The sequence below is a fragment of the Cupriavidus sp. SW-Y-13 genome, from assembly GCF_009793345.1.
Lineage (GTDB): Bacteria > Pseudomonadota > Gammaproteobacteria > Burkholderiales > Burkholderiaceae > Cupriavidus.
Genome location: NZ_WHLX01000001.1, coordinates 2087103 through 2099913, shown reverse-complemented (window position 1 = coordinate 2099913; position 12811 = coordinate 2087103). Strand labels below are relative to the sequence as shown.

Annotated in this window: 11 protein-coding genes and 1 tRNA gene; 6 read left to right on the top strand and 6 right to left on the bottom strand. The window is 63.0% G+C overall.

Annotated features, from left to right (window positions below; all coding sequences use genetic code 11):
- Window positions 1-179 precede the first annotated feature (179 nt).
- Window positions 180-1523: an adenylosuccinate synthase gene (locus GA566_RS09320; protein WP_160472578.1), complete on the top strand. Its 1344-nt coding sequence runs from the start codon at window positions 180-182 to the stop codon at window positions 1521-1523.
- 132 nt (window positions 1524-1655) lie between these two features.
- Window positions 1656-2225 (top strand): phosphoribosyltransferase, encoded by a 570-nt coding sequence (locus GA566_RS09315; RefSeq protein ID WP_137926182.1) that lies wholly within the window; start codon window positions 1656-1658, stop codon window positions 2223-2225.
- Window positions 2226-2284: 59 nt separating this feature from the next.
- Here the strand turns inward: GA566_RS09315 and GA566_RS09310 are convergent, their stop codons facing one another.
- From GA566_RS09310 to GA566_RS09300, 3 genes are all read right to left on the bottom strand, one after another.
- The gene (locus GA566_RS09310) at window positions 2285-2893 is read right to left on the bottom strand and encodes an NAD(P)-dependent oxidoreductase (RefSeq protein ID WP_160472577.1); all 609 of its coding nucleotides are present in this window, start codon (window positions 2891-2893) and stop codon (window positions 2285-2287) included.
- A 66-nt stretch (window positions 2894-2959) separates the two neighbouring features.
- Window positions 2960-3394: an Rrf2 family transcriptional regulator gene (locus GA566_RS09305; protein ID WP_137926184.1), complete on the bottom strand. Its 435-nt coding sequence runs from the start codon at window positions 3392-3394 to the stop codon at window positions 2960-2962.
- Window positions 3395-3691: 297 nt separating this feature from the next.
- Window positions 3692-3778: transfer RNA gene (locus GA566_RS09300), tRNA-Leu, on the bottom strand.
- Window positions 3779-3847: 69 nt separating this feature from the next.
- Between GA566_RS09300 and rnr the strand changes: the two genes are divergently transcribed.
- The 3 genes from rnr (at window position 3848) to GA566_RS09285 (ending at window position 8028) form a co-directional block, all read left to right on the top strand.
- Entirely contained in the window at window positions 3848-6475 is a 2628-nt protein-coding gene (rnr, locus tag GA566_RS09295; RefSeq protein ID WP_160472576.1) for a ribonuclease R, read from the top strand.
- 70 nt (window positions 6476-6545) lie between these two features.
- On the top strand, window positions 6546-7289 hold the full coding sequence (gene rlmB, locus GA566_RS09290; RefSeq protein WP_137926186.1) for a 23S rRNA (guanosine(2251)-2'-O)-methyltransferase RlmB: 744 nt from the start codon (window positions 6546-6548) through the stop codon (window positions 7287-7289).
- A 1-nt stretch (window position 7290) separates the two neighbouring features.
- Entirely contained in the window at window positions 7291-8028 is a 738-nt protein-coding gene (locus tag GA566_RS09285; protein WP_160472575.1) for an NAD-dependent deacylase, read from the top strand.
- A 185-nt stretch (window positions 8029-8213) separates the two neighbouring features.
- On the opposite strand, the gene tal is transcribed toward GA566_RS09285, so the two are convergent.
- The gene (gene tal, locus GA566_RS09280) at window positions 8214-9170 is read right to left on the bottom strand and encodes a transaldolase (protein WP_160472574.1); all 957 of its coding nucleotides are present in this window, start codon (window positions 9168-9170) and stop codon (window positions 8214-8216) included.
- Between the two features lie 157 nt (window positions 9171-9327).
- Between tal and rpiA the strand changes: the two genes are divergently transcribed.
- The gene (gene rpiA / locus GA566_RS09275) at window positions 9328-10014 is read left to right on the top strand and encodes a ribose-5-phosphate isomerase RpiA (RefSeq protein WP_137926189.1); all 687 of its coding nucleotides are present in this window, start codon (window positions 9328-9330) and stop codon (window positions 10012-10014) included.
- A 33-nt stretch (window positions 10015-10047) separates the two neighbouring features.
- Here rpiA and GA566_RS09270 read toward each other — a convergent pair whose 3' ends face one another.
- The gene (locus GA566_RS09270; RefSeq protein WP_160472573.1) at window positions 10048-10704 is read right to left on the bottom strand and encodes a response regulator; all 657 of its coding nucleotides are present in this window, start codon (window positions 10702-10704) and stop codon (window positions 10048-10050) included.
- Window positions 10701-12770 carry a type IV pili methyl-accepting chemotaxis transducer N-terminal domain-containing protein gene (locus tag GA566_RS09265; RefSeq protein WP_160472572.1) on the bottom strand — a complete coding sequence of 690 codons (2070 nt, stop codon included), beginning with the start codon at window positions 12768-12770 and terminating at the stop codon, window positions 10701-10703. The genes GA566_RS09270 and GA566_RS09265 overlap by 4 nt, the downstream gene beginning before the upstream one ends.
- Window positions 12771-12811: the final 41 nt, after the last annotated feature.

Genomic DNA, 12811 nt, shown 5'->3' with positions numbered 1-12811 from the left:
CGCCGGGCCGGCATGTCCTGCCGGCCTGTTTTCCGTGCTCTCAAAATGACGTTTGCTGCTCGCGGCGGCCTATTATCGCCCGTGAAGGGCGGTAAACGTCTGTCCGAGAGGGGCCCGAAAACCGGGAACCGTCCGGCAACGAGAGTAGAATACGTTTTTAACCTTCTGACCAATTCAACATGTCCGCATCCGCAGTAAGCCAGGGACGCAATGTCGTCGTGATCGGAACCCAGTGGGGTGACGAAGGCAAGGGAAAAATCGTCGATTGGCTTACCGACCAGGCAAAGGGCGTGGTGCGGTTCCAGGGCGGCCACAACGCTGGCCACACGCTCATTATCGGCGGCAAGAAGACGATCCTGCGACTGATCCCCTCGGGCATCATGCGCGCCAGTACCGTCTGCTACATCGGTAACGGTGTGGTCCTGTCGCCCGAAGCGCTGTTCCGTGAGATCGAGGAACTGGAAAGCGCCGGCCTGCAAGTGCAGAACCGCCTGCGCATCTCCGAAGCCACCACGCTGATCCTGCCGTACCACGTTGCCATCGACAAGGCGCGCGAAGCCCGCCGTGGTGCTGCCAAGATTGGCACGACCGGTCGTGGCATTGGCCCGGCCTACGAAGACAAGGTCGCCCGCCGCGCATTGCGCGTGCAAGACCTGTTCAACCCGGAGCATTTCGCCGAACGCCTGCGCGAGAACGTCGAGTTCCACAACTTCATGTTGACCCAGTACCTGGGCGCCGAAGCTGTGGACTACCAGCAGATCCTCGACGAGATGCTGGCCTATGCGCCGCGCCTGAAGCCGATGATCGCCGATGTGTCGGCCGAGCTGTATGCCGTGAATGAAGCAGGTGGCAACCTGATGTTCGAAGGCGCGCAAGGCACGCTGCTCGACGTCGATCACGGCACGTACCCGTTCGTGACCTCGAGCAACTGCGTGGCCGGTGCGGCTGCTGCGGGCGCTGGCGTCGGTCCGGGTCGCCTGAACTACATCCTTGGCATCACCAAGGCTTACTGCACCCGCGTGGGCGCTGGTCCGTTCCCGAGCGAACTGTACGACCACGATAACCCTGCCCGTCAGGATGCCGTGGGTGTGCGTCTGGCCAATGTCGGCAAGGAATTTGGCTCTGTTACGGGCCGTCCGCGCCGCACGGGGTGGCTCGACGCCGCTGCGCTGAAGCGTTCGGTACAGATCAATGGTGTGTCTGGCGTGTGCATGACCAAGCTCGACGTGCTGGACGGTCTGGAAACGATCAAGCTGTGCGTGGGCTACGAGCTCGACGGCAAGCGGGTCGATATCCTGCCGCGTGGCTCGGATGCCGTGGCCGCATGCCAGCCGATCTATGAAGAATTCCCGGGCTGGAACGAGTCGACGTTTGGCGTGAAGACCTGGGATGCGCTGCCGGAACAGGCACGCGTGTACCTGAAGCGCATCGAGGAAGTGGTCGGTATCCCGATCGACATGATCTCGACCGGTCCGGATCGAGACGAGACTATCCTGCTGCGCCATCCGTACCTGGTGGCCTAAGCCCCGGTCAATGCAGTGTGCAGGACCGTGGCGCCACCCGCGCCACGGCCTCACTGAAGATATTCGGCCCGCGATATGCGGGCCGATGCTTTATCCATCGGCCAACGAAGCCGCTGATATCAGAAGATTGCCATGAACCTGCCAACCAATGATGACGAGAACCTCTGGGTCTCGTGGGATGACTACCACCGACTGATCGCGCGTCTCGCGCTGAACGTGCATGAATCGGGCTGGAAGTTCGATCAGATCCTGTGCCTGGCCCGAGGCGGTCTGCGCGTGGGTGATCAGATGTCGCGTATTTTCGATGTGCCGCTAGCTATCCTGGCGACGAGTTCGTACCGCGAAGCTGCCGGCACGCAGCAGGGCACGCTCGACATTGCGCAATACATCACGATGACGCGTGGCAACCTGGAAGGGCGAATCCTGCTGGTGGATGACCTCGTCGATTCGGGTGTGACGCTGGAGCGAGTGGGTCGCCACCTGAAGGAACGCTATCCTGAAGTGACCGACGTGCGCTCGGCGGTGCTTTGGTACAAGGCGTGCTCCAAGGTTGAGCCCAACTACCACGTGACGTTCCTGCCTTCGAACCCATGGATTCATCAGCCGTTCGAGGAATACGACACGCTTCGCCCGCACAATCTCGCGGCCTGGCTCAAGCGCGGCAAGCGCGCCAGCCTGCTGGACGACGACTCGGCAGCCTGAGTCTGCGGCACCCCTCCGCCCGCGCGGCGGAGGGGTGCTCCAAGGTACGGATCGAGGTATCAGTACCCTACGGTGAACCGCTCCCGCACATGTTCTGGCTGCTCGATCTCATCGAGCATGGCCATTGCGTAGTCCTCCATCGAGATCGAGCTGCCGTCCGCGGTGGCGAGCAAATCCTCCTTGCCCAGTCGGAACTTGCCGGTGCGCTCGCCCGGCGTGAAGAGGGCCGACGGCGACAGGAACGTCCACTCAAGCGACGTTTCCTTCTTCAGCGCATTCAGGAAGTCACGACCGGCCGAGGCTTCGGCCTTGTACGCGTCCGGGAATTCCGGGGTGTCGACCAGTTGCTTGCCCGGCGCGATGTAGAGACTGCCCGCGCCTCCCACCACCAGCAAACGCTTCACTCCCGCCGCCTTGACGGCGTCGGTGATCTGCGAGGCCGTGGCTTGCAGGAATCGGACGGTGCTGATGACGACATCGCTGCCGCGCAGTGCATCGGCCAGGACCTGGGCATTGCTCACGTCGATATCCTTTGCGACGACGCCGTCGCGTGTAGGAAGCTTTGAAGCCTGGCGGGCGAGGGCAGTGACGGTATGGCCGCGACGCAGCGCTTCGTCGGTCAGGCGGGTGCCCACGTTGCCGGTGGCGCCGATAATGGCGATCTTCATGATGATGGCTCCTTCATAGTAGCGAATGATATGTAATCAATGTGGTTACATATCGAGGTAAAAAAATCAGCGCTTGCGGCGCCGGGCGGCATGTTCGACTTCGCCGAGCATGCTGGCAATCGTGATCTCCTTGAGCGAAGCATCCATCGCGGCTTGCGCACGGTCGGCCACGACCTGCAGCGCACCGGTGATCTCGCGGCCGACCATGCACGCCGGGTTGGGCGCGCTCTGATGCAGCGTGATCAGCGCCGTGGTTTCGGTGGCGCGGAACACGTCCAGCAGTGTGATGGCCGACGCCGGGCGCGCCAGCATTGCGCCGCCGGTGCTGCCCATTGTCGTGCTCACGAACCCGGCTTCGGTCAGCGCTCCGATCATGCGGCGGATCAGCGCGGGGTTGGTGCCCACGCTGCCGGCAATCATGGACGATGGCACCGGACCCTCGGCCTGTGCAAGCAGCGTGAGGATATGGACGGCGACGGCAAACCGGCTACTGGTGCTCATGGGGAAATCTCAATGTGAAACCATGGTAGTTACAGATCAGCGATGGGTCAACCTTTCCATCAGCGGGGCCGGGCGGTGTAGCAACAGGCTGCGAGGAAGAAATGCTGCATTTTCGGCGATCGAACTTGCAAAGATGGCGAGATAATGCCGGAATCGACACTGAAACTGATACACTCATCCACGGCTCGAACTCAGAAATGAGCCATGGACAAAGCAACGAGGGGAGAGGATTTGAAAGATTCGGCGACGCAAAAACAAAAAACCCGCAACGTGCGTTGCGGGTTTCTCGCTAAATCTTGGTGCCCAGGAGAGGACTCGAACCTCCACAGTGTTGCCACCGCTAGGACCTGAACCTAGTGCGTCTACCAATTCCGCCACCTGGGCAGGTGTCGAAACAACCGAAGCGGCCATTATAGCGACCGCAAAACGATTGTCAAATAGTTTCCAGAAAAATTGAATCAAAACAACTATCCGATCCCGAGCCGGGAAGAAATCCTGGGCGTATTGAGAACTTCGGGGTCGCCCCTTTCGGCAGGCGATATCGCCAAGGCCCTGTCCGTCACGCGCAAGGAGCATGACGGCTTCCAGAAACGTCTGGCCGCAATGGAACGCGACGGGCAGATCGAACTCAATCGCAAGGGCCGCTACGAGCTGGCCCATCAGCCTAACTTCGTGACCGGCCGCGTGCAGGGCCATCGCGATGGCTTTGGCTTCCTGATCCGCGACGACGGCGACGACGATATCTTCCTGCCCGAGCGTGAACTGCAGAAGGCCATGCACAACGACCGCGCGCAGGTGCGCGTGGTGGGCTACGACCGTCGCGGACGTCCGGAAGGCCAGATCGTCGAGATCCTGGACCGGGCCAACCGCTTCGTGATTGGCCGGCTGTTGTCCGAGAATGGTGTGCTCGTGGTGGCGCCAGAGGACAAGCGCATCAGCCAGGACATCCTGATTCCGCCCAAGGCCCAGGGCAAGGCGCGAGTGGGGCAGATCGTCAGCGTCGAACTGACCGAATGGCCGGACCGCTACGTGCAGCCCGTGGGACGTGTGGTGGAAGTGCTTGGCGATATCGACGATCCTGGCATGGAGATCGAGATCGCGGTGCGCAAGTATGGCGTGCCGCATGAGTTTTCGGCGGGTGCGGCCAAGGAAGCGCAGGCGCTGCCCGACGAGGTGCGCCAGGCTGACCTCGATCATCGTATCGACCTGCGTGATGTCTCGCTGGTCACGATCGACGGTGAAGACGCACGGGACTTCGACGATGCGGTCTACTGCGAGCCGGTCAAGATCGGACGTGCGAAGGGTTGGCGCCTGATCGTGGCGATTGCCGACGTTTCGCACTATGTGCGTCCGGGCACGCCGCTGGACGCCGACGCACTGGATCGTGCCACCTCGGTGTACTTTCCGCGCCGCGTGATTCCGATGCTGCCCGAGAAGCTGTCGAACGGGCTGTGCTCGCTGAATCCAGAGGTGGATCGTCTCTGCATGGTCTGCGATGCCGTGATCACGGCCAAGGGCGAGCTCAAGGGCTACCAGTTCTATCCGGCGGTCATGCACTCGAAGGCGCGCCTGACCTATAACGAGGTCTGGTCGATCCTGTCGAACACCAAGGGTCCGGAAGCGCACAAGCGTGCCGATCTCGTGCCGCACCTGCAGAACCTGTACGAACTGTTCCAGGTTTTGCTAAAGGCCCGCCGCGAACGCGGTGCCATCGATTTCGACACCACCGAGACCTATATCGTCTGCAATGCGCAGGGCAAGATCGAGCAGATCCTGCCGCGCACGCGCAACGATGCGCACCGCCTGATCGAAGAGTGCATGCTGACGGCCAACGTCTGCGCAGCCGACTTCCTCGAACGCTTCAAGCATCCGGCGCTATACCGTATCCACGCGGGCCCGAGTGAAGAAAAACTCAAGAATCTGCGGGAATTCCTGAAGACTTCAGGGCTGTCGCTGGGTGGCGGAGACAAGCCGCAGGCATCGGATTACGCCGAGGTGATGGACAAGATCAAGTCCCGTCCCGACGCGCCGATGCTGCAGACCATGCTGCTGCGTTCGATGCAGCAGGCGGTCTACAGTCCGGACAACATTGGCCACTTCGGCTTGGCATATGAAGCCTATGCGCACTTCACGAGTCCGATCCGGCGCTATCCGGACTTGCTCGTGCATCGTTCGATCAAGGCGATTCTTGCGCATACGAAGTACCAACCGGCCTTTGGCCCGGGCACCGAGTTCAATACGCAGATCTCGCCGAAGGCTCGCCGCATGCAGGCCGCCGACGCTGAGAAGCGCGCCGCGAACGCCGCCGCGCGTGCCAAGCGCAACGAAGCCATCTGGGACGAACTCGGCCTGCACTGCTCGGCTAACGAGCGCCGTGCCGACGAGGCATCGCGCGATGTGGAAGCCTGGCTGAAGTGCTACTTCATGCGCGACAAGCTCGGCAGCGACTATGCCGGTACGGTCAGCGCGGTCACATCGTTCGGCATCTTCGTCCAGCTCGACGAGCTGTATGTGGAAGGGCTGGTACACGTGACGGAACTGGGCAGCGATTACTTCCAGTACGACGAGGCGCGCAACGAACTTCGCGGCGAGCGGACTGGCATTCGCTACCGTTTGACGGATCGGGTGCGCGTGCAGGTGTCGCGCGTGGACCTCGATGCGCGCAAAATCGACTTCCGTCTGGTGCAGGAGCCATCGGCCAAGACGTTGCGTGGCCGTGCCGGTGTCTCCGAGCCGCCCCGCGTGCCTGCTGCGCACGCCGTGCCGGCGCGCAAGAAGGGTCGCCAACTGGCAGCGCTGCTGGGCGGGACGTCGAAGCCGGAAGAGTCGTTCGACGAAACGCTCGACCGTGTGATCGAAGAGCAGCCTGTGTTCGAGGCTGTGATCACGCCGCTGAAGCCGCGCGATGCGCATGTGGGTCATACATCGCACGGACGCGCACCGGCGAAGGCGCCGGCCGGCAAATCGGCCAAGCGGGCAGCCAAGCCGAAGCCCGGTCATTTGAAGACGGCCCGCAAGGCGGCTGCCAAGCATCCGGCCAAGACGGCCAGCAAGACCAGCCGCACACCGCGCAAGCGGTGACATGGCGGGCGACCGCTCCGGTCGCCCAAAAGCCGGTTTGAGTGAGGCCATGGCGAGTACAATGCGCGCCATGGCTAAACACAAACTCCTGATCGGCTTTCACGCCGTGCAAGCACGCCTGCGCCAGAGCGCGCAGAGCGTGTCCGACATCTATATCGAAGCGAACCGCAAGGACCGACGCATGCAGGACTTCATCCGCCTGGCGGAGAGTCTTAACGTCACGCTTCATCCCGTTGATAGCGACCGCCTGCGTGGCATGGCTGGTACCGATCGCCACCAGGGCGTGGTGGCGCGTGCCGAAGATGTGTCGCTTGCACTCAACCTCGACGAACTGCTCGATGGCATCGAAGGCACGCCGCTGCTACTGATTCTCGATGGTGTCACTGATCCGCATAACCTGGGCGCATGTCTGCGCGTGGCCGATGGTGCCGGTGCCCATGCCGTGATCGCGCCGAAGGATCGTAGCGTTGGTTTGAACGCGACTGTCGCCAAGGTGGCTAGCGGTGCCGCGGAAACCGTGCCCTACATCACCGTAACTAACCTGGCGCGCACGCTGCGTGAACTGCAGGAGCGCGGCATCTGGGTGATCGGCACGGCCGATGGCACGGAGAAGTCGCTGTACGACGTGGATTTCAAGGGCCCGACGGCCATCGTGATGGGTGCAGAAGGCGAGGGTATGCGCCGCCTGACGCGCGAAACCTGCGACGACCTGGTATCGCTGCCGATGGCGGGTGGCGTGGAAAGCCTGAACGTCTCGGTGGCCAGCGGCGTGTGCCTGTACGAAGCCGTTCGCCAGCGTCGCCTGCCACGCTGACATGATCGTCGACGCCGCCCTGCTGGCACAGGCTCGCGCGTGGATTGCCGACGCGCGGAACATCTTCGTCCTGACCGGCGCAGGTATCTCCGCCGAGTCAGGTGTGCCCACGTTTCGCGATGCCCTGACCGGACTTTGGGCGCGCTTCGATCCTGAGGAACTGGCGACCGAAGAAGCTTATCGGCGCCAGCCCGCGCTGGTGTGGCAGTGGTATCAACATCGCCGCGAACTCGTATCGGCCGCGAAACCGAATCCGGCGCACTATGCGCTGGCAGCGCTCGCCGGTGACAAATCAAAGTCCATCACGCTGGTTACGCAGAATATCGACGGCTTGCATCAGCAGGCCGGCAGCGAGCATGTGGTGGAATTGCACGGCAACCTGTTCGCCAATAAGTGGCTCGATACCTGCGGCCGTTGCGATACGGTGCCGCCCATTCCGGGTGATCCGCCCCATTGCGCGCTGTGCGGCGCGATGATGCGTCCCGGTGTGGTCTGGTTCGGCGAGGATTTGCCGCGCGTCGCCCGCTTCCGCGCCGATCACGCGGCGCAAAGCTGCGATGTCTGTCTGGTAGTGGGCACGTCGGGGCTGGTGTATCCGGCAGCGGCGCTGCCGGGGCTGGCCCGTGAGCATGGTGCCAAGGTGATTGTGGTCAACCCGCAGCCTTCCGCGCTGGATGAGACGGCAGATGTGGTCTTGGCAGCGGCGGCAGGGGAGTGTTTGCCGGCGTTGTGGTCTTAGTTATTTGACCTGGCCTCTCTGTTTTCGCCCCTCTCCCGCGAGCGGGAGAGGGGCGGGGGAGAGGGCAAGCGGTTCAAGTTGCGATGTGGTCGGCAAGCAGAATCTCCGGCCCTCTCCCCCAACCCCTCTCCCATTGCATGGGAGAGGGGAGCACACCAGCAGTAGTTGCTAGTCTTCGGGGCAAATCAGCCCGCCATTTCCTCAACCAGCTTCTCCAGCTTCACCGCATCCGCCGCAAATAATCGGATGCCTTCCGCCAGCTTTTCAGTGGCCATGGCATCTTCGTTGAGTTGCCAGCGGAAGGCGGCTTCGTCGGCAGCGATGCGGGCGATGTTGCCGGCTTGCGCTTGTTCGACGGAGAGCTTGCGCTCGACGGTGGCGTTGCTGGCAGCGAGTTGCTCCAGCAAGTCGGGGCTGATCGTCAGCAGGTCGCTGCCGGCCAATGACAGGACCTGTCCGGTGCCGCGGAAGCTGGCGCCCATCACTTCGGTCGCGTAGCCGAACTTCTTGTAGTAGTCGTAGATCTGGCGCACCGAGCGGACGCCGGGATCATTGTCGCCGGCGTTGGCTTCGGCGTCCCATTTGTCGCCGGCCTGCTTCTTGTACCAGTCGAGGATACGGCCGACGAACGGGGAGATCAGTTGCGCGCCAGCTTCGGCGCAGGCTACGGCCTGCACCAGCGAGAACAGCAGCGTCATGTTGCAGCGGATGTTGTCGCGCTGGAGGATTTCGGCAGCCTTTATGCCTTCCCAGGTCGAGGCGATCTTGATGAGTACACGCTCGCGGGCGATGCCGCGTTGCTCGTACAGGCCGATCAGGTGGCGTGCCTTGTCGACGGTGGCCTGGGTGTCGAACGACAGGCGGGCATCGACCTCGGTGGACACGCGGCCCGGCACGATGGCCAGGATTTCGCAGCCGAAGGCGATGAGCAACTGGTCCATCACGGCTTCGAGCCCCGCGCTGCCGTGATGGTCGCGCGTGGTCTGCTCCAGCAGCGGACGGTATTCGGGCTTCTGCACGGCCTTCAGGATCAGCGAGGGGTTCGTGGTCGCATCCTGGGGCGTGTACTGCTTCATCAGCTGGAAGTCGCCGGTATCGGCAACCACCGTTGTGATCTGCTTCAGCTGTTCGAGCGCGGTCATGATCTGTGTCCGTCTGGAAGAGTGGGGCGGGGAATCCGCCCGGGAATGAGGCATTGTAACGGCGAGGCGTAACGGGGCAATATCTGGCGCGGCAAACAGGAACCAGCCACGTCGATCCGCTACACTACGCGTTTTCCCCCAGACGCAGGCTGTTTTCATGACGCAGGATGAACTCAAGGCGCAAGTCGCGCAAGCCGCCGCCGACTATGTGAAGCAGGAAGTGCCCGAGGGCGCGGTGCTTGGCGTGGGCACCGGCTCCACCGCCAATCTCTTCATCGACGCCGTGGCGGCATTCAAGGAGCGCTTCTCGGGTGCTGTGTCGAGCTCGGAAGCCTCCACGCGCCGCCTGCAGCAGCACGGTTTCACGGTGCTCGATCTCAACGAAGTCGACAGCATTCCCGTCTACGTGGACGGTGCCGACGAGATCGATGCCTCGGGCGCGATGATCAAAGGTGGTGGCGGTGCGCTGACGCGCGAGAAGATCGTGGCCTCGGTGGCAGACCGATTTGTTTGCATCGCCGATGGCAGCAAGCTCGTGCCGGTCATGGGCAACTTCCCGCTGCCGGTCGAGGTGATCCCGATGGCACGTGCAGCCGTGGCGCGCCAGATGGCCGTCCTCGGTGGTCAGCCGAAGCTGCGCATGACGAAGGAAGGCGGCATCTACAAGACCGACAACGGCAATGTGATCCTCGATGTGTCCGGCCTCAAGATCGAAGACCCGCGTGCACTGGAACAGCGCATCAACCAGTTGCCCGGTGTGGTGACGGTGGGCCTGTTCGCGCTGCGTGGCGCCAATGTGTTGCTGCTCGGCACGGAGCAGGGCGTCAAGCGATCGGACTACTGATCGCCCCGGCGGTCGAACCATGCGCCAATGCGGTCAGGTGGCAGCGATGCCATGTTCGACCGCATAGACCGCTACTTGCACGCGGCTGGCGAGGTTGAGCTTCTTGAGAATGTTCTGCACGTGGATCTTGACCGTGCTCTCGGCCACGCCCAGATCCCGCGCGATTTCCTTGTTGCTCTCCCCGCGTACCAGCCCTTGCACGATATCGCGCTCCCGCGCGGTCAGTGATGGCGCGTCGGCGGCGCGCGGCGCGGCAGCAGGCGGACTCGGCGCGCGAAACTGCTGCACCAGCTTGGCCGTCATCGCTTCGGAAATCACCGGTTCGCCTGCCGCCGCGCGGCGGATCGCGCTGGTCAGCGCCTCGGTTTCGATATTCTTGAGCAGGTAGCCGCGCGCACCGCTTCGCAGCGCCGTAGCCAACTCTTCGGCTTCCTCCGAAACAGTCAGCATGACTACCGCGCTGTCCGGGAGGTCTTCCACCATTAACTGCAACGCGTCGAGTCCCGAGAGGCCCGGCATGTTCAGATCGAGCAGGATCACATCCGGCCGGTGCTGCTTGGCGCGCTTGATCCCTTCCACGCCGTCGGCAGCTTCGTCGACGATCTCGAAATCGGTCTGCCGCTGCAGCAGGGCACGGATGCCAGAGCGGAACAGCGTGTGGTCGTCGATCAGCAGGATGCGGATAGTCATGAGGCAGGCTCCTGGAGTCGGCGCAAGGGAATGAACGGGGTGAAGGTGGGGGATGGCGCCGCGTCGGCCGCGTGCGGTAGCGTGAGGGCGATGCGCACGCCCAACCCGGGGCGGGCGTCGATGGTCAACTCGGCACCGAGCCGCGCCGCGCGCTCTCTCATGATGTGCAGGCCGACGTGGGAGGTGTCGCTTACGTCGAGCCGCGCGGCATCGAAGCCGTCACCGTCGTCCTGCACCACAAGCCGGAACGCGCGGCCATGTTCGATGGAGATGGTGACGTGCTCGGCCATCGCATGCTTGCGAACGTTCGACAGCGCTTCTTGCAGGATGAACAGTATTTGCAACTGCTGTTCCGGCTGAAGCGGCAGGCCCTGATCGTCGATCTTCAACGTGGCCTCGGTGCGGCACTGACGCCGGAAGCGGGCCACGGTTTCCTCGATGGCCGGACGCATGTCGCCCGTGGTCAATCGTGAGCGGAAGTTGTTCAGTAACTCGCGTACGTCCTGGTAACTCTCTTCCACGCCGTGACGCAGCAGCGGGACAATCTCGCGCACTTCGTCATGTTCGGCGCGTTCCACGGCATCATCGAGCAACTGGACCTGGAGGTTCAGAAAGTTCAGGCCTTGCGCAATGCTGTCGTGCAGCCCCTGCGCCACAAGATTGCGTTCTTCCACCACGGCCAATTGACGTGCGCTGGCGGACAGCCGCACATGTTCCAGTGCGGTGGCCAAATGCTGAGCCATGGTTTCGAGCAGTTGTCTATCCGACGGCGGCAATTCGCGCGGCGTGCGGAAATGGAGTGTGAAGGTGCCGACCGGACCGCGCAGCGTGTCGAGCCGGAAGGCGGCCATCGACAGGAAACCTTCGCGGCGGCATGGGGACAGCGTATCGGCAATCTTGTGGCGAGGCGTCGTATGGCGCAGATCGGCAATGGCGATGCTGCCGACCTGCGTGGCAAAACCGCAGTGGCACGCTTCGATCTCGGCACAGTGCGAACTGTCGGCCAGTTCTGCGGACAGTCCGGTGGACGCCACGCGATGAAGCTTGCCCTGGCGTGCGTCGACGATGCGCACGGTACCGCCGTCGGCATTGAATCGTTGCGTGACGCGCTCCAGGAATCCGTTGGCAAGCGCCTGTTCGTCGCCTGCCTGGTTCAGGAATGCCGCCATGTCATATAGCGTTTCGAGATCGCGATTCTGGCGTGCCAACTCGGCGGTCTTGGTCGAGACACGTGCGGCCAGATCCTGGTAGAGGCTTTGCAGTTCGGCCGCCATCCGGTTGAAGCCGGCATTCAGCGTGCCGAACTCGTCACGGGTTTCGATGGGCAGCCGCAGCGAGAACTCGCGTGCGGCCATGCGCCGCAAGCCATCCTGTAGTCGCAGTACCGGAAGGATGATCCACAGGTAGAGCAGGTAAATCACAGCCACGGTGCCCACGCAGGCGATGGCCGCCAGAATCACCTGGGAGAGGCGCAGCAGGTCTGTCTTGCGGGCGCTATTCTGCTCGATCAGTCCGACTAGCTTGTTCGCGCGATCCACGAAGGCGGGTAGTGCGTGGATGTATTGGGAAGGGGTGCCCGCCACGGCCAGTGGTTTGAGGTGGCGCTCCCAGTCGGCCTGTACGGCGCGGAGTTGTGCCCGCATGGCGGGTTCATTGGGGAGGACCAGCGGTCGTGCCGGATTGCCCTGACGTAGCTGCGCGAGCGTGTGGTCCATCGCCTGGATCTCGGTGGCCAGCGCGTTGGGCTCATCGGCGACCGCGAGCGATAGTTCGATGGCGATGCGGTTGGCGCGCATCCGGAGGCTGCCGGCATCATTGATGGCCGCACCGGCGCCTTCCAGTTTCCAGGATAGATACAGGGTCCCCGAAATCATTGTCAGCACGACCAGCAGGGATGCCAGCGACAGCAGGATGATGCGTGTAGACAACCGATAGCGCGGCGGCGTCAGGCGAACCGTCTCGGATACATGGGCGGTGTCTGGCAGGGGCGGCTGCCCGCCAATGTGGGGACTGCCATCAGGGCGGGAAGTCTCGTGCGGGAAGTGGCGGGTTTCTGATTCTGGCATGGGGCCGGGTTGGCGCAAATCGAAGGGGGCGGGCGCAACCT

Coding starts and splice junctions, on each gene's coding strand:
- GA566_RS09315 (WP_137926182.1), top strand. CDS start 1,656: ATGAACCTGCCAACCAATGATGACGAGAACCTCTGGGTCTCGTGGGAT.
- GA566_RS09310 (WP_160472577.1), bottom strand. CDS start 2,893: ATGAAGATCGCCATTATCGGCGCCACCGGCAACGTGGGCACCCGCCTG.
- GA566_RS09320 (WP_160472578.1), top strand. CDS start 180: ATGTCCGCATCCGCAGTAAGCCAGGGACGCAATGTCGTCGTGATCGGA.
- tal (WP_160472574.1), bottom strand. CDS start 9,170: ATGACCGCGCTCGAACAGCTGAAGCAGATCACAACGGTGGTTGCCGAT.
- GA566_RS09285 (WP_160472575.1), top strand. CDS start 7,291: ATGATCGTCGACGCCGCCCTGCTGGCACAGGCTCGCGCGTGGATTGCC.
- rpiA (WP_137926189.1), top strand. CDS start 9,328: ATGACGCAGGATGAACTCAAGGCGCAAGTCGCGCAAGCCGCCGCCGAC.
- GA566_RS09265 (WP_160472572.1), bottom strand. CDS start 12,770: ATGCCAGAATCAGAAACCCGCCACTTCCCGCACGAGACTTCCCGCCCT.
- GA566_RS09305 (WP_137926184.1), bottom strand. CDS start 3,394: ATGAGCACCAGTAGCCGGTTTGCCGTCGCCGTCCATATCCTCACGCTG.
- rlmB (WP_137926186.1), top strand. CDS start 6,546: ATGGCTAAACACAAACTCCTGATCGGCTTTCACGCCGTGCAAGCACGC.
- GA566_RS09270 (WP_160472573.1), bottom strand. CDS start 10,704: ATGACTATCCGCATCCTGCTGATCGACGACCACACGCTGTTCCGCTCT.